This is a genomic window from Bacteroides zhangwenhongii, assembly GCF_009193325.2.
Taxonomy (GTDB): Bacteria; Bacteroidota; Bacteroidia; order Bacteroidales; family Bacteroidaceae; genus Bacteroides; species Bacteroides zhangwenhongii.
This window is the reverse complement of the sequence record NZ_CP059856.1, coordinates 4196336-4216035: the sequence shown is the minus strand read 5'-3', so window position 1 is coordinate 4216035 and position 19700 is coordinate 4196336. Positions and strand designations below refer to the sequence as shown.

Annotated in this window: 10 protein-coding genes; 9 read left to right on the top strand and 1 reads right to left on the bottom strand. The window is 41.3% G+C overall.

Annotated features, from left to right (window positions below; all coding sequences use genetic code 11):
• Window positions 1-7 precede the first annotated feature (7 nt).
• Together GD630_RS16690 and lpxA are read left to right on the top strand one after the other, a co-directional pair.
• Window positions 8-1393, top strand: coding sequence for a TolC family protein (locus tag GD630_RS16690; protein ID WP_007762988.1), 1386 nt, complete (start codon window positions 8-10; stop codon window positions 1391-1393).
• Window positions 1394-1420: 27 nt separating this feature from the next.
• Window positions 1421-2191: an acyl-ACP--UDP-N-acetylglucosamine O-acyltransferase gene (gene lpxA, locus GD630_RS16685; protein WP_007762985.1), complete on the top strand. Its 771-nt coding sequence runs from the start codon at window positions 1421-1423 to the stop codon at window positions 2189-2191.
• A 198-nt stretch (window positions 2192-2389) separates the two neighbouring features.
• On the opposite strand, the gene GD630_RS16680 is transcribed toward lpxA, so the two are convergent.
• Window positions 2390-3031, bottom strand: coding sequence for a carbohydrate-binding family 9-like protein (locus tag GD630_RS16680; RefSeq protein WP_007749764.1), 642 nt, complete (start codon window positions 3029-3031; stop codon window positions 2390-2392).
• Window positions 3032-3142: 111 nt separating this feature from the next.
• On the opposite strand from GD630_RS16680, the gene GD630_RS16675 reads away from it, so the two are divergent.
• The 7 genes from GD630_RS16675 to GD630_RS16645 all read left to right on the top strand — a co-directional run bounded on the left by GD630_RS16675 (window position 3143) and on the right by GD630_RS16645 (window position 19577).
• Complete coding sequence (locus tag GD630_RS16675; protein WP_143867057.1) at window positions 3143-7204, top strand: hybrid sensor histidine kinase/response regulator transcription factor; 4062 nt, start codon at window positions 3143-3145, stop codon at window positions 7202-7204.
• Between the two features lie 117 nt (window positions 7205-7321).
• Window positions 7322-8857 (top strand): sulfatase-like hydrolase/transferase, encoded by a 1536-nt coding sequence (locus GD630_RS16670; RefSeq protein WP_143867059.1) that lies wholly within the window; start codon window positions 7322-7324, stop codon window positions 8855-8857.
• Between the two features lie 124 nt (window positions 8858-8981).
• Window positions 8982-12182 carry a SusC/RagA family TonB-linked outer membrane protein gene (locus GD630_RS16665; RefSeq protein WP_238482931.1) on the top strand — a complete coding sequence of 1067 codons (3201 nt, stop codon included), beginning with the start codon at window positions 8982-8984 and terminating at the stop codon, window positions 12180-12182.
• Window positions 12183-12221: 39 nt separating this feature from the next.
• On the top strand, window positions 12222-13934 hold the full coding sequence (locus GD630_RS16660) for a RagB/SusD family nutrient uptake outer membrane protein (RefSeq protein WP_143867061.1): 1713 nt from the start codon (window positions 12222-12224) through the stop codon (window positions 13932-13934).
• 34 nt (window positions 13935-13968) lie between these two features.
• Complete coding sequence (locus GD630_RS16655) at window positions 13969-14985, top strand: DUF5017 domain-containing protein (RefSeq protein ID WP_143867063.1); 1017 nt, start codon at window positions 13969-13971, stop codon at window positions 14983-14985.
• A gap of 39 nt (window positions 14986-15024) precedes the next feature.
• Window positions 15025-16962, top strand: coding sequence for a PL29 family lyase N-terminal domain-containing protein (locus GD630_RS16650; protein WP_143867064.1), 1938 nt, complete (start codon window positions 15025-15027; stop codon window positions 16960-16962).
• Window positions 16963-16976: 14 nt separating this feature from the next.
• Window positions 16977-19577 carry a DUF4955 domain-containing protein gene (locus GD630_RS16645; protein WP_143867066.1) on the top strand — a complete coding sequence of 867 codons (2601 nt, stop codon included), beginning with the start codon at window positions 16977-16979 and terminating at the stop codon, window positions 19575-19577.
• The last annotated feature ends 123 nt before the right edge of the window (window positions 19578-19700 follow it).

The window sequence follows — 19700 nt, the reverse complement described above, 5'->3', positions numbered from 1 at the left end:
ATTCGATATGAAGAAACAGATTCTATATATGTTGTGTGCAACTGCTCTCTTGAGCAGCTGCCACATCTATAAGTCGTATGACAGACCCGAAGATATCACAACTTCCGGCCTGTATCGCGATCCGGTAGCGGATAACGATACACTGGTTTCGGATACGACCAACTTCGGTAATCTGCCGTGGAGAGAAGTCTTCACCGACCCGCAACTACAGTCTCTCATCGAAGCGGGACTGAACCAAAATACTGACCTCTTGTCTGCCGCGCAGAATGTGAAAGCCGCACAAGCCTCCCTGATGTCTGCACGTCTGGCTTATGCCCCATCTTTGGGATTGTCTCCACAAGGAACAATCAGCAGCTTTAACAAGAATGCAGCTACAAAAACTTATTCATTACCGGTTACAGCCAGTTGGCAAGTCGATTTGTTCGGTCAGTTACTGAACTCAAAACGGAATGCACAGGTTACTTTGAAACAGGTTAAGGCATACCGTCAGGCTGTACAAACTCAAGTAATCTCAAATGTAGCCAATATGTACTACACGTTGTTAATGCTTGACCGCCAACTGGAAATAACTAAAGAGACGGCCGAAATTCTGAAGCGCAATGCCGAAACAATGGAAGCGATGAAAGATGCAGCAATGTACAACATCAATTCAGCCGGTGTTGAACAAAGTAAAGCTGCTTATGCACAAGTACTTGCTACCATTCCTGATATCGAACAAAGTATCCGTGAAACGGAGAACGCCCTGTCTACTTTTTTAGGAGAAGCTCCTCATGCCATCAAGCGTGGCGTATTGGAAGCACAAGTACTTCCGACCGAGCTTTCTGCAGGCATACCTATTCAATTGTTATCCAACCGTCCGGATGTAAAAGCAGCCGAAATGTCACTGGCAAGTTGCTACTATGACACCAACTCCGCACGTGCCGCTTTCTATCCGCAAATCACACTCAGCGGTTCGGCAGGATGGACAAACAATTCAGGAGCAGGGATCGTTAATCCCGGTAAATTATTGGCTTCCGTTGTTGGTTCACTGACACAGCCTTTGTTCTATCGGGGACAGAACATCGCTCGCTTGAAAGCTGCCAAAGCGCAGGAGGAACAGGCTAAATTATCTTTCCAACAGGCCTTATTGAATGCCGGTAGTGAGGTTAGCAACGCGTTAAGTCTATACCAAAAGACCAGCGAAAAGGTAGAATCCAGAAAAATGCAGGTAGAATCTGCACAGAAAGCTTCGGAAGATACAAAAGAATTGTTTAACTTAGGAACCTCAACCTATCTGGAAGTACTGTCTGCACAACAATCCTATTTGAGTGCACAGCTCTCTCAGGTGTCCGACTGCTTTGATCAGATGCAAGCTGTAGTAAGCCTCTATCAGGCATTGGGTGGTGGAAGATAAGAATAACTTTAAATATATAATACTATTATGATTAGTCCGTTAGCTTACGTAGACCCCGAAGCAAAATTAGGTAAGAATGTAACAGTTCTGCCTTTTGCCTACATTGAAAAGAATGTAGAGATCGGAGATGATTGCATCATCATGTCTTACGCTAGTATCCTGAAAGGTACTAAAATGGGAAAAGGGAACAAGGTACATCAGAATGCCGTTCTCGGAGCGGAACCGCAAGATTTCCACTTTACGGGAGAAGAGAGCAGCCTGATTATCGGTGACAACAATGATATTCGCGAGAACGTAGTTATCAGCCGTGCTACATTTGCCGGCAATGCTACTAAAATAGGAAATGGCAATTATCTGATGGATAAAGTACATCTTTGCCATGACGTACAGATCAACAACAACTGTGTAGTTGGTATTGGTAGTACCATTGCCGGAGAGTGTACATTGGACGATTGCGTTATCCTAAGTGGTAATGTTACGTTACATCAATATTGTCATATCGGTAGCTGGACGCTCGTACAGAGTGGTTGCCGCATATCCAAGGATGTACCTCCATACGTTATCATGTCGGGAAATCCGGTGGCATATCACGGAGTAAATGCCGTAGTTCTGTCACAACACCGCAATACTTCGGAAAGAGTCCTCCGGCACATTGCCAATGCATATCGCCTGATTTACCAAGGTAACTTCAGTGTGCAGGATGCAGTGCAGAAAATTATCGATCAAGTGCCAATGAGTGAGGAGATCGAGAATATCGTAAACTTCGTGAAGAACTCGGAAAGAGGTATCGTGAAATAATACTCACCACAGAGGACGCAGAGGACACAGAGGTTTTAAAATAAAGATAGTAAAACCTAAGACACCAAAAAGCAGATTCATGTAGATTGCATAAGTATTAATCATTGCAATATCTACATGAATCTGCTTTTATTATATCCGGATTATGTACTTTTATCTTCCTTTCTCCGTGTCCTCTGCGTCCTCTGTGGTGAGAAGCTATTCAAACTCCAGTGTTCCGAAAAAGTCGGGACGATGGAAATCCGGTTTCTCTATTTCTATCGGATTCCATGACAGGAAATGGGGAGTCTGCAACTCATCACCACATTTATAGAAGTTAGCTTTTATCTCTTTTCCATCAAGGGAATCAATCTGATGTTTGAAGAACACTTTATAAGGAATGATCAAGGCTACTTCCCAACCGGATTCGTCAGCCTGTTCTTCAAAAGGCACATTACCCAAACTGGACCAGCGTTGCACAAGGGCGGTTATTTCTTTCGGAGCATGTTCACGGCCATTGCGTGCAGGACCTGCACCAATCAGAATCGTTCCGATACAATTACATTCAATATTATAATACACCCCATCATCTGCCGGTATAGAAAAGAATTCTACACAGGAGTCGGTCCATACAGAACCATTATCTTCTCCATATCTGGCACGTATACTCTCTTCCTTTACCTTAAAATGCAACAAAATAGAGTCCTGCGTGTGAGCTATGCGAAAATTTACTTTAGGCTTGTAGGGATACTCAGCCCAATTAACACATTGAATGGGTTGGAAATCAATCTTTTCTTCATCGAACAATTTCGGAAGCGAACAAGCCTCTACGTTAGCCGCACTAATTTTCTTTACTTTCATATTTCTTTCGTTTGGATGATACAAATATAGTTACTTTCTTCTAATAAGGTTCACAGAAATCAAATAAAAACAATATATTTGCCAATAGTAATACCTTAAAAGAACGAATTAGTGAAAAAAGTAACCCTTTTATTTCTGCTGTTTTTAAGCATCTCTGCAGTCCATACACAAGGTCAAAACATCACTTTCAGTCATTTGACCACGGATGACGGCCTTTCACAGTTCTCTGTCAATAGCATGTATATTGACGAAAGAGGAATTATATGGATCGGCACACGCGAGGGACTGAACCGGTATAACGGTAACGATATCAAAAGTTTTAAACTCAAAAAAAATGACCCGAACAGCCTGTTCAGCAATACAGTATTGCGTATCACCGGAAATAAGAAGGGGAAAGTGTACCTGCTTTGTACCGACGGTATCGCAGAATTTGACCTGACTACTCAGCGGTTTAAAACACTACTGCAAGGGAATGTAGACGCCATCTACTATAATGAGAAACTATATATAGGTAAAAGAGAGGAAGTTTTCGTGTATAACGAAAGTACGGGCAACTTCGACCTTTATTATCATTTGGCGGGAAAGGATATCACTTTATCCTGCCTGCATCTGGACGATAAAAAGAACCTCTGGATGGGGACAACCGGCAATGGAGTTTACTGCCTGTCGGAGAACAAAACAGTATCCCAACCTATCACAAAAGGCAATATCACAAGTATCTACGAAGACTCCTCTAAAGAGTTATGGATAGGTAGCTGGGAGGAAGGACTATACCACATAACGACAGACGGTAACATCGAAAATCTTCGGCATGACCCCAAAAAACCGAACAGTCTATGTTCCGACTTTGTCAGAAGTTGTTGCGAAGATAATGCCGGTAATTTATGGATAGGGACATTCTACGGTTTGAACCGTTATGACAAAAGTAGCGGTCAGTTCCAGGTTTACACAGCCGATGACAGAAGACCGGACGGACTCACTCACTCTTCTATCTGGTGTATCGTAAAAGACGGTCAGGGAACCATCTGGCTGGGAACTTATTTCGGAGGTGTCAATTACTTTAACCCGGAGTACGAAATATACACCCGCTACAAAGTAGGAGACACGGAAAAAGAAGGTTTAAGCAGTCCGATTGTAGGAAGAATGACAGAAGACAAAGACGGTAATCTGTGGATTTGCACCGAAGGGGGAGGTGTCAATGTCTACAACCGGAAAAGCAATACCTACCGTTGGTATCGACATGAAGAAGGGAAAAATAGTATTTCGCACAATAACGTAAAAGCGATCTATTACGACCGGAACAACGACATCATGTGGATTGGTACCCATCTGGGAGGATTAAATAAACTCGACTTGCGAACCAATCGCTTTACCATATATCGGATGAAAGCAGGAGATCCTGCTTCACTGCCATCGGATATTGTACGCGATATCGTACCCTACAAAGACAAGCTGGTCATCGCCACACAGAACGGAGTCTGCCTTTTCAACCCGTCCACAGGTAGTTGTCGGCAACTTTTTAAAGAGACCAAAGAAGGAAGAAATATCGGCATGGTGGCCAGCCTTTGCTTCGATAAAAATGGTACTTTATGGATTGCGGCCACCGGAGAAGGAGTTTACTCTTATCGCTTTGACAGCGGGGAGCTGACCAATTATTCACATAATCCGGCTACTCCGAATAGCCTCAGCAATAATAACATCAACAATATTACGCTGGATAGTAGTGGCAACCTGTGGTTCTCCACTTCCGGAAGCGGTCTTGACCGTTATCGTGAAGAGAGCAATGACTTCGAGAATTTCGATGTACAAAAAGATGGTTTATCCAGCGATTGCATCTATGAAGTATTCGAATCATCTATCCAAAAAGGAAGTTTATTATTAATCACCAATCAAGGATTCTCGCAGTTCGACTATCCGCACAAGAAGTTCTACAATTATGGTACGGAAAACGGATTCCCGTTAACAGCCGTCAATGAGAATGCCCTATTCGTAACCCACGATGGAGAAGTATTTTTGGGAGGTATTCAGGGAATGATTTCTTTCTGGGAGAAGAAGTTGCATTTCACACCGAAATCATATAGTATTATTCTTTCACGCCTGTTAGTCAACGGCAAAGAAGTACTTCCCGGAGATGAGACGGGAATTCTCGAACAATCCATCTGTCATACTCCCAAAATCAGCCTGAAATCAGACCAATCCATGTTCAGTCTGGAGTATGCAACATCCAATTTCATTCCCGCCAATAGAGACGAGATAGTCTACCGCCTGGAAGGTTTCTCCGACGAGTGGAACCATACATACCGCCAACAGACGCTTATCACATATACCAACCTGAATCCGGGCAAGTATACATTAATCATCAAATCGCAACGGGACGGTATCGAAGAGGCACGGCTCCAGATTCTGGTACTTCCTTCCTGGTACGAGACATGGTGGGCTTATCTGATCTATACAGTCATTACAATCAGCCTGTTCTGGTTCCTTATCCAGAACTACAATTCACGTATCAAGCTGCGGGAATCATTGAAATACGAAAAGAAGCATATCGAAGATCTGGAAGCACTGAACCAGTCCAAACTTCGTTTCTTTACCAATATCTCCCATGAGTTCCGTACCCCGCTTACCCTGATTGTAGGACAAGTGGAAACGTTGTTGCAAGTACAGACATTTACTCCTAATATATATAATAAGGTATTAGGAATCTATAAGAACAGTCTACAGTTGCGGGAACTGATTACAGAATTACTTGATTTCCGTAAACAGGAACAGGGACACATGAAGATAAAGACGAGCAAGCATAATCTGGTGGAGTTCCTCTACGAGAATTATCTGCTCTTCTTAGAGTATGCAAGCAGTAAGCAGATAAACTTCAACTTCATCAAGCAAACAGATGACATTGAAGTATGGTATGACCAGAAACAGATGCAGAAAGTAATCAATAACCTTCTATCCAATGCTCTGAAACATACCAAAGCAGAAGATACGATAACAATCAAGGTGTCGCAGGAGCAAGACCATGCCATCATAGAAATAAAAGATACCGGTTCGGGTATTGCTGCTGCCGAAATCGATAAGATATTCGACCGTTTCTACCAGACCGAACATCTGAACTCATTGAACACCGGAGCCGGAACAGGCATTGGTCTGGCGCTGACAAAGGGAATCGTAGAACTGCATCACGGCACTATCCGTGTGGAAAGTGAACCCGGCAAGGGAAGCAGCTTCATCATCACCCTCAAGCTTGGGAACCAACACTTTACGGAAGAGCAGATCGTCAAGGAAGATGTAGAATCCACCATTCAGCAACAAACGGACGTGTTCGTTCCTTCAGTTGAGGTATTGCCCGATGCCGAATGGAAAGAAGAAGAGAGCAACAAGCGTATTGAGGATGCCAAGATGTTGATTGTGGAAGACAATGAATCTATCAAACAAATGCTAGTCAGCATTTTCGAAACATTCTATCAGGTCACAACCGCATCCGACGGAGAAGAGGCTTTGGAAAAAGTGAAGGAAGAGATGCCTAGCATTATATTAAGTGATGTCGTCATGCCCCGTATGTCCGGAACAGAACTTTGCAAACGAATCAAGACAGACTTTAATACCTGTCATATTCCGGTGGTACTGTTGACAGCCCGTACTGCGATAGAACATAATATTGAGGGACTGAAAATCGGTGCGGACGACTATATCACCAAGCCGTTCAATACGAACCTGCTGATTTCCCGTTGCAACAACTTGGTTAATTCCCGCAGACTGTTACAGGAGAAATTCAGCAAGCAACCGCAGGCTTTCGCACAAATGCTTGCTACCAACCCGATGGATAAGGAAATGCTGGACCGCGCTATGGCTATTATTGAACGCCATTTGGACAACCCGGATTTCAACGTCAACATTTTCGCCCGCGAAATGGGTATGGCACGTACTAATCTGTTTACCAAGTTGAAAGCCGTTACCGGACAGACTCCGAACGACTTCATCCTAAGTATACGTCTCAAGAAAGGAGCCGTCATGCTCCGGAACAATCCGGAACTGAATATCACGGAAATCTCCGACCGAATCGGCTTCTCTTCTTCGCGCTATTTCAGTAAGTGCTTCAAAGAGATTTATCACGTCAGTCCGTTGGCCTACCGTAAAGGGGAAGAGAAAGAAGAAGGGGAAGAAGAAACAGCGTAATATCCGGTATTATCAGGAGTGTACTATTTTGTACTTCAGTTGTACATTACTAGTCATCCTTGTTTTCTCAATTGTTTATCTTTGTATCAGTAACATTACCCCTAAAAGATAAACATTATGAGAAACGTTTCACGCCTATTCCCGTTATTGCCCGGCATTGCCATGCTAACCGGCTGCAATCACGCATCTCAAAAGAACAACGGACAAAACGTTCAGAAGCCGAACATCATTTATATATTTGCGGATGATCTTGGTATCGGTGACTTGAGCTGTTACGGAGCGAGTAAAGTTAGTACTCCCAATATTGACCGCCTGGCAGGACAAGGAGTACAATTTACCAATGCTTACGCCACTTCGGCTACCAGTACCCCTTCCCGTTTCGGGCTCTTGACGGGTATGTATCCCTGGCGGCAGGAAAACACGGGTATTGCTCCCGGAAACTCGGAACTTATCATCGACACTGCCTGCGTTACAATGGCCGATATGCTGAAAGACGCCGGATACGCTACCGGTGCTGTCGGCAAATGGCATCTGGGACTGGGGCCGAAAGGCGGAACAGACTTCAACAGCCAAATCAGTCCGAATGCACAAAGTATCGGTTTCGATTATGAATTCATCATTCCGGCAACCGTAGATCGTGTTCCTTGTGTATTCGTTGAAAACGGACGTGTAGTGAATCTTGATCCGAACGATCCTATCACCGTCAGCTACGACCACAAAGTAGGTGACTGGCCTACGGGAGAAGAAAATCCGGAACTTGTGAAATTAAAGCCCAGTCAAGGACACAACAATACCATTATTAACGGTATTCCCCGTATCGGCTGGATGACCGGAGGAAAATCCGCTCTTTGGCAAGATGAAGACATAGCCGACATTATCACTGACAAGGCTAAGAACTTCATTGCCTCACATCAGGAAGAGCCCTTCTTCTTATATATGGGTACGCAAGACGTGCATGTGCCCCGTATCCCCCACCCTCGTTTTGCAGGAAAAAGCGGACTTGGAACACGTGGCGATGTCATTCTTCAGTTAGACTGGACTATCGGTGAAATCATGCACATATTGGATAGCCTCAACATGGCCGACAACACCATTCTGATCTTCACCAGTGACAACGGCCCCGTGATTGACGACGGCTATCAGGACTATGCCTACGAGAATCTTAATGGTCATACTCCAATGGGAATCTATCGCGGTGGCAAATACAGTGCTTACGAAGCCGGTACCCGCATTCCTTTTATCATTCGCTGGCCTGCTAAGATACAGCCTTCCAAACAACAGGCACTTTTCTCGCAGATCGACACTTACGCATCACTTGCTTCGCTTCTGAATCAGCCCTTGCGCAAAGGTGCAGCCCCCGACAGCCAGGAACATCTGGATGTACTTTTAGGCAAAAACAATACAGGTCGTGAGTATGTAGTCCAACAAAATCTGAATAACACACTTGCCATTGTTAAGGGACAATGGAAATATATTGAACCAAGCGATGGTCCTGCTATCGAGTTTTGGACAAAGATGGAACTGGGTAATGACAAACAGCCTCAGCTATATGATCTCTCATCCGACCCATCGGAGAAAACGAATGTAGCGAAGTCACATCCCGAGATTGTAAAAGAGTTATCCGCATTATTAGAAAGTGTAAAAGAAGAATAGAAATATGAGAATAATAGATTTGTATGATTTTGCACCTATCTTGAATAATTCTACCCATACAAGAAAAGTCAATCTGTATATCTTTGCAGACGTAGATTCAATAAAATCACTTAATTTTTAATATATGGAAAAACATTTATCCACTCAAACTAGGAAAAGGATTCTCTCCTCACTTGGACTGATCTTATTTTCTGTTTCTTTTGTACTTGCACAGGTACTTGTAAAGGGTACAGTGAAAGATAACTTAGGTGAAGGAGTGCCGGGTGCCAGCGTTCAGGTAAAAGGAACTTCACAAGGAACAATCACTGACCTTGATGGTAAATTTGCTCTTAATGTACCTAATAAGAATGCAATACTAGTTATTTCCTTTATCGGTTACACTACTATCGAGCAGAAAGTTGACACACAAAAGCCAATGCTCATCACACTGAAAGAAGACACCAAAACGTTGGACGAGGTTGTCGTTGTCGGTTATCAAGAAGTACGTAAACGAGACTTGACAGGTTCTGTTGCTAAAGCGAATCTGAATGACGTACTGAGTGCTCCGGTTGCTTCTATTGATCAAGCTTTAGGAGGACGTATTGCGGGAGTTAATGTAACTTCAAGTGAAGGTACACCCGGTAGTTCTATGAACATCGTTATTCGTGGTAATAACTCGTTGACTCAAGAAAACTCTCCCCTGTTTGTTATCGATGGTTTTCCAATTGAAGATTCATCTGCAGCAAGCACTTTGAACCCATCGGATATAGAATCAATGGAATTCTTAAAAGATGCGTCAGCCACAGCTATTTATGGTGCACGCGGTGCCAATGGTGTAGTTATCATTACAACAAAGAAAGGTAAAGTAGGTAAGCCTCAATTATCTTATGATGGCAGTTTTGGCGTACAACACATCACTCGTACCATTCCGATGATGGATGCTTACGAATTCGTAAAACTGCAAAATGAAACTTATCCTGAAATTACGGCTAGAACCTATCTCATGAATTATCAAGGAAAGCAGTGGTCACTAGAAGATTATCGCAATATCCCTCAATATAACTGGCAAGACGAAATATTCCAAACAGCTTGGCAACATAACCATACTGTCAGATTGATGGGAGGTACAGAAGGGATTCGATACAATGCTTCTCTCTCTTACTTCGATCAAAATGGAACCGTGTTAAAGACCGGGTATGAACGTATGCAGGGACGTATGAATACAGTTGTACGTCGCAATAAACTGAATATGAGTCTCACTACCAACTATTCACGTTCAATCCAAACAGGTAGTACTCCTTCCGCAACGTCTTATAGTGGCATGAATAACCTCTTCTACAGTGTATGGGGATATCGTCCGGTTACAGCTCCTGACAAACCATTAAGCTCACTAATGGAAACTGTTATTGACGAAACAATCGATAGTAGTAGTGACTACCGCTTCAACCCAATCATGTCTTTAAAAAATGAATACCGAAAATACTATATCAATAACCTGCAAATAAACGGATTTGCGGAATATGAAATCATCAAAGGCCTAAAGCTGAAAGTATCAGGTGGTTATACTTATGATTCACGCAATCAGGATCAATTCAACAACTCAAAAACACGTTACGGAGGTCCAACTTCCACAGATAAAGTCAATGCACAAGTTGTCCGTCAACAACGTTTAACTTGGCTGAATGAAAACACATTGACCTATCAGACTAATATCAAAAAGAAACATTTCTTTAATGCATTGGCCGGTATTACATTCCAAAACTCAGATTATGAATATTATTCGTTCCGGACAACTCATATCCCTAACGAATCACTCGGTATGGCAGGGATGAGCGAAGGACAAGTAGGAGCCACAAGTTCTGCTAAATCTTCTTGGTCAATGCTTTCTTATCTAGGACGTTTGAACTATAATTATCAATCCAAATACTATGCAACGGCTTCTTTCCGTGTAGATGGATCTTCCAAATTTAACAAAGATAACCGTTACGGCTATTTCCCGTCAGCTTCTTTAGCATGGACTTTCACAGAAGAAAACTTCATGGCCCCCCTAAAGAAGATAATCTCCAGTGGTAAACTCCGTGCAAGCTGGGGTCTTACGGGAAACAACCGCATCGGTGAATACGATTATTACGCACTATTGGCAGTACTTAAATCAAGAGTTGGTGCTTACACATCCAACAACTCTATACCAAGCGGCGTATATCCTTTTGATAATGATGCAACTAATGCTGGTGTTGTTCCAACATCTTTACCTAATAAAGATTTGAAATGGGAAACCACAGAACAATGGAATCTTGGACTTGACTTAGGATTCTTTGACGAACGGATCGGAATTACAATGGATATCTATCGCAAAACGACGCGTGATCTATTACTAGACGCCACATTACCCTATTCCTCCGGCTATTATAGTGCAATCAAAAATGTAGGTAAAGTACGTAACGATGGATTGGAACTGAGTTTAAATACTACTAACATCAAAAACCGTGATTTTAAATGGACGAGTAACTTCAACATCTCCTTTAATAAGAATAAGGTTCTGGAATTAGCCGAAAATCAGACATCGTTATTAAGTTTTGCACAGTTTGATCAGAAATACAATAGCCAGTCAAGCTACATAGCCAAAGTAGGCTACTCCATGGGAATGATGTACGGATACGTCTATGAAGGAACTTACAAATATGATGATTTCAACAAATCAGGTAGTTCTTATAGTTTGAAACCGGGAGTTCCTCACTTCTCAACAGAAAACAATACTCAACCGGGTATGCCTAAATATGCTGACTTGAATGGTGATGGTGTGATCGACTCCAATGACCGTACTATCATTGGACGTGGTCTTCCAATACATACTGGAGGTTTCACTAATAACTTCGAGTATAAAGGAATAGATTTAAGTATATTCTTCCAATGGTCTTACGGCAACGATATCATGAATGCCAACCGTTTATTCTTTGAGAGTGGAAACAACAAATCGCGTGAACTGAACCAGTATGCAAGCTACGCCAACCGTTGGACTCCGGAGAATCCGACCAGTGATATCCCCTCCGCTACCGACTCTAGTTCGAACCGTGTATTCTCTTCACGTATCATAGAGGATGGCTCATTCTTACGTTTGAAAAACGTAACTCTCGGATACACATTCCCGGCACAGATGACTCGGAAATGGAAAATCGATAAAGCACGTGTTTATGTTGCCGCCCAAAATCTTTGGACATGGACTAGTTATTCCGGCTACGATCCTGAGGTATCTGTACGTAGCAGCAGCGCTTTAACTCCGGGACTGGACTATTCTTCTTATCCTAGAGCCTATTCAATTAGCTTCGGTGTAAGCTTAGGATTCTAAACCGATGATTAATCAGTAATTCAAAACAAGATTCAGATTATGAAAACATTAAAAATAGCAATCATATCTTTACTGGTTGGCTTCACATTCGCATCCTGCGAATTTCTAGAGAAAGAGCCAACAAAGTTAACTCCGGAGAACTATTTCAATACGGAGGAAGAAGCTGCTTCCTTCTTGACTGGTATATATGCCACTATCTCTCAGCAAGCTTTTTACGGTGCAGATTATATGTACTTAGTTGCAGGAGATGATATGTCACATTATGGGGGTAGCCGTGGTCCTGCTGATAGAGGACTTATCTGTAACAATGCAACAACCAGTGATGCAACTGTAACTGCACTTTGGTACGTATTATACGCAGGTATCAACCGTGCTAATATGTTTTTAGAAAACATCGACCACGTAACCGGAATGTCAGATGCTGTAAAAGCACAATATATAGCAGAAGCCCGTTTTCTGCGCGCTTTCTACTATTTCACTTTGGTTCAATGTTGGGGAGATGTTCCGTTTAAGACTTCTTCTACTCAAAGTGTTGTCGGTCTTGATATCCCTCGTACCGATAGACAAACTATCTACAACTTTATTGTCACTGAAATGGCTGACGCAGTAGAAACCGGTCTGAAATCGGCAGCAGAACTATCTTACAAGCCGGGACGTATCTCGCAATCGACCGCATGGGGAATATTGGCTCGCGTTTACCTATTCCGTGCTGGAGAATATCATCGTGAAAAAAGAAATGCGACGCAGGCAGAAACAAAAGACTATTATGAGCAAGCCAGTTTTTACGCACAAAAAGTGATAGGAGCTGGTCATGGACTCGCTGAAAACTATTGGGACTTTTTCATCGACTTATGCGCCAACCGTTACAACACCACTGCCAACGAAAGTATTTGGGAAGCAGAATTTGCAGGAAACAACACTTCAGACACACAAGCGGAAGGTCGTATCGGTAACTTCTTCGGAGTGCCAGCCAAAGACTTTTCCTCAAATAGTAGCATTGTAGGGAAAGCTGATCCGGGCTATTGTTATGGCTTCATTTACAGTACCCCTAAACTGTATAATCTATATATAAACAATCATGACATTGAACGTTTTAATTGGAATATAGTTCCGTTCACCTATGTGTTTACCGACAATGGTGTAACCGGCCGTACCTTTGAATTGGGTAAAAAAGCAGAAGTGATGGCCCAGTATGGCCCGATATCTTATCAATACGGTGATAAAGATACAGAGAATACTTCAAAAACGACTAATTACAGTCGCCCATGTGGAAAATTCCGCCGTGAATATGAAGCCGATAAGAAAGATAAGAATTATACTTCTATCAACTTTCCGATCTTACGGTATTCCGACGTACTATTGATGATTGCAGAAGCAGAAAATGAAGCTAACGACGCACCTACCAAACTAGCCTATACTTATTTGAACGATGTTAGAAGACGTGCCGGTATCACAGAGTATCCGGAAACCTTATCAAAGGAAGAATTCCGTCAAGCTGTAAAAGACGAGCGCGCTATGGAGCTTTGTTTTGAATATACTCGTCGTTTTGATCTGATCCGTTGGGGGGAGTTTGTAGACAATATGCAAGCATTGGTATCTCAAGCTCAATCAGGAAATGCTGCAAACTGGCCTCAAGGACAAACCAATGTATATGCATATTTTAATATTACAGATACATACAATTATTTCCCTATTCCCGATGCGGAGATGAGTGTAAATAAAGCTATTACACAAAATAATCCGGGATGGTAATAACAAGTTTCAACTAATAAAAGCAGATTAAAGTATGAAAACATATAAATTAATAGCTCTATGTTTGGCGAGCCTATTCTTTGGTGCGTGTGAGGATGGCTTAGATGAAGAGGTAGGTCTCCAAGTATCTGTAGCTACAAACGAAAATACCAGTTACGATGGTCAGATAGTGACAGTGAAAAAAGGTACTCCCGTACAATTCCTATTATCCGGCGATCCAGACTTTATATCTTTCTTCAGTGGCGAAGAAGGATATAAATATCAGTATCGCGAACGATCCAGTATTGATCCCTCTCAATTAGAAAAAGTCAGTCTTGACTTCTCTATAAATCTACAATACGGTAATATAAATGGAACAGAAAGACACGTTTATATATCGGATGAGTTCCCTGGATTATCTAAAGACAATTTTGAGAATGATTCTATATTAGTAGAACAGTTCGAAACTGATGGCCGGTGGAAAGAGATTGTCAATGAATATCCGGCTATCAGCAAAACTCAATCATATAGTATTGACGTATCCGAATATATAGGGAAAAAGGTCACTTTAGCTATTTGTTATAGAGGACTAAAAAATAATGCAGCTCAATCCACTTTCCGTTTTGACCAGATGTGTTTTACTGATGTAATGAAAAATGGCCAAACCACCCAATATTCTGCAGGGTCCTTTGGTTTTGTTCCTTTGAATATGAAAAACAAATGGAACCTTTCTGACCAAGCTAAGATGAAAGGAGATCCTGAATACGGTTCAGAAGCTGGTATAAGTGGTATATGGAATCTAGATAATGTGGGTACCGGAACTCTCATATTACAAAGCAGTTCTATAGGATCTGGTTTGAAATACAGTTGGCTAGTATCAGATCCAATAGCTGTAAATTCGTGTACTCCAGATCAAGGAACAAAGATAAAAGACATTACCCAATCTTTGGATTCTTACACTCATACTTATAACGAAATTGGTATTTACAACGCAACATTCTTGGCTAGAAATGCAAATATAGATCATGCATCTACAGTGACGCGCAATTTAGTCATTAATGTAGTCGAATAAAAATAACTAATAAATAAAATAACTAATACACATATATCTATGAATTACTTTAAATCAATCCTGTTAACCGCATTCGCGCTATTTGCACTAGCATCATGCGATACTGACGATTTGAGAGACGATGTTGATAACCTGAAAGATCGCGTTAGTTCTCTAGAAGCACAAGTCAACTTGTTGAATGATAATATGACAGCCATCAAGCGCTTGCTTGAAGGTGGTCAGAGCATTACGAATGTAAACGAAGTAAGTGGAACATATACATTGACCTTAAGCGATGGTTCTACTATTAAATTAACTCAAGGTTCTGAAGGAACAGTGAAAATTCCAGAGATAACCGTAAATACTGACGGTCAATGGGAAGTAGAAGGTGTTGTACTCACACAAAACGGTACACCTGTACAGGCTGTAGGAACTCCGGGTACAGATGGTATTACTCCTAAATTCCAAATTACCAAAGATGGTAGTTTCTGGCAAGTTAGCTATGATAATGGTACAACATGGGAAGATGTAAAAAACGAAAAGGGTGAGAAAGTATCTGCCGTAAGTTCCGGTGAAGGAGGAAGTACTGATACTTTCTTTGAATCAGCTAAGGTAGAAGGAGACTTCTTTGTAATCAAGCTAACTTCAGAAAGTGAACCTATCTCCATCCCTATCGTGAAAGATGTTATCTGTAAAATAGTAGAACCTACAGAAGGCTTTAAAAATGGAGTATGGGAAATTGGTTACGGTAAGACTGCCACAACTGAAATTGAAATTAAAGGAGAAAATATTATAGCAAATGGACCTGCTGGTTGGACAGTAAGTGTTAGTGATATTGACGAAAGTACTAACAAAGCGACATTGAGTGTAACGGCTCCGGCAAATGCTGCGACCCTCACACGTGCTACGGCTGATAACAGTTGTGAGGTTACAGTACAAGCTAATACAAATGCAAGCTGGGCAGTTGCTAAGATTCAAGTAAAAGCAATAGAAATTATTGATAGCTATTATGAACTTTATAAAGCAGGAGGAACAATTACAATAGGTGGAATAGAGATAAATAAAGAGACCTTTAAAGATGCTGTTTATATTTCAGACAATTCTCCTATAGAAAAAGAAGGTATTTATTTCATTAAGGAAGGGATAACAACCAGTTATAATGGAACAGGAACGATTACAAATCTAATTATTATCGGAGATAATTCCCAAGTTAAAAGTTCACTAAATGTTAACAAACAAATAAAACTAATACAGCCCACAGCAAGTCAAGGTCATTTTATATGCAAAAATATAAATATAGTAGGGACCACAGAGCTAAATAATCAAATATTTACATATAACACGGACAATAATCCTTTCAAATATGTAATATTTGACCAATGCCAAATAGTTCCAGCCCCAGGAAAACATCTATTGTATCTAAGTACAAATACACGTTCCATTAAGAACTTCTATATAGAGAATTCTATTTTTAAATCAGAGGAAACAAATGAAAAAAATGTTATTTCTTTAGGAGGTAGTACTAGTCAAGAATATCAGAATGTTGTATTTAAGAATAACATATTCTATTGCATTTCTGGAAAAGTAAGCAAATTTTCTTTATTTAAAGGACAAAATGCAGGTATTACCAAATGTACTATAGAAAATAATACATTCATCAATATGGAAACTGCTACTACGGCAATGGTATATACGTCTAAATTACCAACTATTTCTATAAAGAACAATATATTTTGGACAAATACAACTGGAGCAAACGATTGCTATATTCTGCGTATTGGTAATCCCTCTACAGGAGATATATGTGTAAATAACATAGTATATAAAAGTATGTCATATACATGGCAGATGTGCTATGGAGGTAAGCTCCCCTTTGCTGGAGCAGAAGAACTAAAATCCGTAACTTCTAATCCTTTTGACGGCGGCACCTTCGACCTCGACAAAGGTATCTTCATTCCTAGTGCAGAATATGCCCAATATGGTGCATCCATCAACTAATACCGATGACAGATATGAAAAAAGTAATATCATTAATATGTATCAGCCTACTCGTCGCACTTTACTCGTGCGACGAACGGGATGACTTGCGCTCCGACATTGATGACCTGAAAGACAGAGTCGCCAACTTGGAAGCCAGCATAGAACAGATGAACTCAGACATCAGTAACTATCAACAGATGGTTCAAGGTAAAATACTTATCGTCGGCTACAATAAAGACGAACAAGGAAACTATACAGTGGAACTAAGTAATGGCGAAACTATTACTGTATACAGTGGAGAAGTCGATATGGCCGATATGCCTCTATTCAGTGTAAATACAGACGGGAATTGGACTTATACAATCAATGGTATAACAACAGAACTAAAAGATAAAGAGGAAAATCCTATCAGTGCCTATCCTGAAACCGGAGACGCAGGGGTAACTCCCCAAATGCGAGTAAGTGCAAAAGGTTTTTGGGAAATTTCAGTTGATGGCGGAACAACTTGGGAACTATTAGGAAATGATCAGATTGCTGATGGAACAGTGGCAGCATCCAGTGCAAGTTCTATATTCAGCAACGTAGAAATTGACGAAGCTACAGGAGAAGCAACTTTTACTATACGTGCTGACGAAAGTCAAGTCACGGTACCCATTTACGGTAAGGACTTCTATCTAACCATTGAACACAGTGGTACCGTTACTTTCGGGCTGAAACAAGAACAACGTTTTAATGTGCAACAGGCCAACGTAGAAACTGCTGTCATTGAAAACAATACATGGGGTATCAAACTGACTGAAACGGAATTGATTGTAACAGCTCCTGCAACAAACGTGCAAAATAAAGAATATGAAGAGCTAATATACATCAAAATATTTTCGAAAGAAGGCTATTGCCGAGTTGTCAAACTACCGGTAAAATTGCTCACAACAGAAATAGATGCCAATTCGGCAACTGCCTGGCAAAGGTTTAAAACAGGAAATGAAAATGTATTGCTCGACTACTCGTATGCTGGATATAATCATGGAGAAAGTGCGCCGCAAGGCGCATTTTCTTTAGGATACAAAGTGTTCAACGTAAAAGAACGGATGACGGATAAAAAGATGAATGCCCGGCAAGCACTGATTGATATTCTAGAAGAGAACGATATGACAAGAACCAAGAATACATCAGCCATCAAACCAAACGCAAGAGTCGTTATCTATTTTCCCGCTGGTGACTATGTATTGCATAATGACGATGACAATAAGAAAGATCCTGATAAACAACAGGACGCTCTCGACTCTAAAAATAATAACGTCAGCACAGGTATTGAAATCTATGCCGGAAACTTTGTCATTAAAGGAGACGGACCGAGCAAAACACGTCTGATTATGGAAACCCCAAACTTACCAACCAGCGTCACCAATACAGGTTCATCTCCTGCATTATTGACTATAAAGCATACCAACAGCCCCAACCATCCGAATAATTCAAAGAAACTAGCATCAGTTACCGAGAACGCAACACGAGGAACATTTACTATAAAAGTAGATGGAACAACGAATATCAAAAGTGGTAGTTGGGTACAACTACGTTTACGTAGTGGCAATAGAGATCTCGTACAAAGTGAAATCGGTCCAATGACGATCAATAACAGTTGGGCTATTGCAAAGAATCCAACCTATATGGATACAAACGACAGCTATGGCGTAAAAATCACCGAGTTTCATCAAGTAAAAAGTGTGAGTGGAACTTCTCTGACTTTCTACGAACCTATCATGCATGATATTGATATAGCATACAATGACGTAGAAGGATGGGAGATCCGTGAATACAAATATATGGAAAATGTTGGAGTGGAAGATCTCTCATTTATTGGCAATGCTTTAGATGGATTTTCACATCATGGTGACGACTATAATGTAGATAAAAACCAATTTGGCTGGCAATATGACGGTGCATATAAACCACTGGTGTTAAATCGTGTAGTCAACTCATGGGTTCGTAATGTTAACTTCGAAAGTGTCAGCGAAGCATTATCGTTGGCAGAATCAGCCAACTGCTCCGCTTATAATATCCGCATCAGCGGTTATCGTGGCCATTCCGCTGTACGTGCTCAAGGTTCTTCACGCATTTTTATCGGTAAAGTTCGTGATGAAAGTGCCGGAAAGGACAGCAAAGGCAAGCAGTGTCAAGGGCAGTTCCACGGATGTGGCGTATCAAAACCAAGTATCGGCACTGTTCTTTGGAACGTCACTTGGGGCAGTGACGCCTGTTTTGAAGCTCACGCTACTCAACCAAGAGCCACTTTGATTGATAATTGCAGTGGAGGACTTGTATATTATCGGGCTGGAGGAGATGAAAATGAAGTACCCAACCATTTAAGCGATCTTACTCTATGGAATCTGAATGTGACAGGTACTGACGAACATTCAGGAAGCTTCTCGTGGTGGTTGCCTAATGACAAATGGTGGAAGATTTACCCGCCTATTGTAATCGGTCTCTATGGAGGGACTATTACATTCAAAGATAAGAGCCAGCTTTCTTATGAAGAAAGTATCGGAGCAAAAGTAACTCCAGAATCATTATATGAAGCACAACTTCAAAGTCGTTTGGGATATGTACCCGGATGGCTAAACGCTATAAAATAGACTTTGTGTCTACACAATTTTTCTAACCGATAAAAAACGTATATGAAAATCAGACTTTAATCAATTTAACACCGGAAGAGAGGGGCCGCGAGGTTCTTCTCTTCTCTTTTTCATTCTCAACGC

Coding starts and splice junctions, on each gene's coding strand:
- GD630_RS16655 (WP_143867063.1), top strand. CDS start 13,969: ATGAAAACATATAAATTAATAGCTCTATGTTTGGCGAGCCTATTCTTT.
- GD630_RS16670 (WP_143867059.1), top strand. CDS start 7,322: ATGAGAAACGTTTCACGCCTATTCCCGTTATTGCCCGGCATTGCCATG.
- GD630_RS16660 (WP_143867061.1), top strand. CDS start 12,222: ATGAAAACATTAAAAATAGCAATCATATCTTTACTGGTTGGCTTCACA.
- GD630_RS16690 (WP_007762988.1), top strand. CDS start 8: ATGAAGAAACAGATTCTATATATGTTGTGTGCAACTGCTCTCTTGAGC.
- GD630_RS16645 (WP_143867066.1), top strand. CDS start 16,977: ATGAAAAAAGTAATATCATTAATATGTATCAGCCTACTCGTCGCACTT.
- lpxA (WP_007762985.1), top strand. CDS start 1,421: ATGATTAGTCCGTTAGCTTACGTAGACCCCGAAGCAAAATTAGGTAAG.
- GD630_RS16680 (WP_007749764.1), bottom strand. CDS start 3,031: ATGAAAGTAAAGAAAATTAGTGCGGCTAACGTAGAGGCTTGTTCGCTT.
- GD630_RS16650 (WP_143867064.1), top strand. CDS start 15,025: ATGAATTACTTTAAATCAATCCTGTTAACCGCATTCGCGCTATTTGCA.
- GD630_RS16665 (WP_238482931.1), top strand. CDS start 8,982: ATGGAAAAACATTTATCCACTCAAACTAGGAAAAGGATTCTCTCCTCA.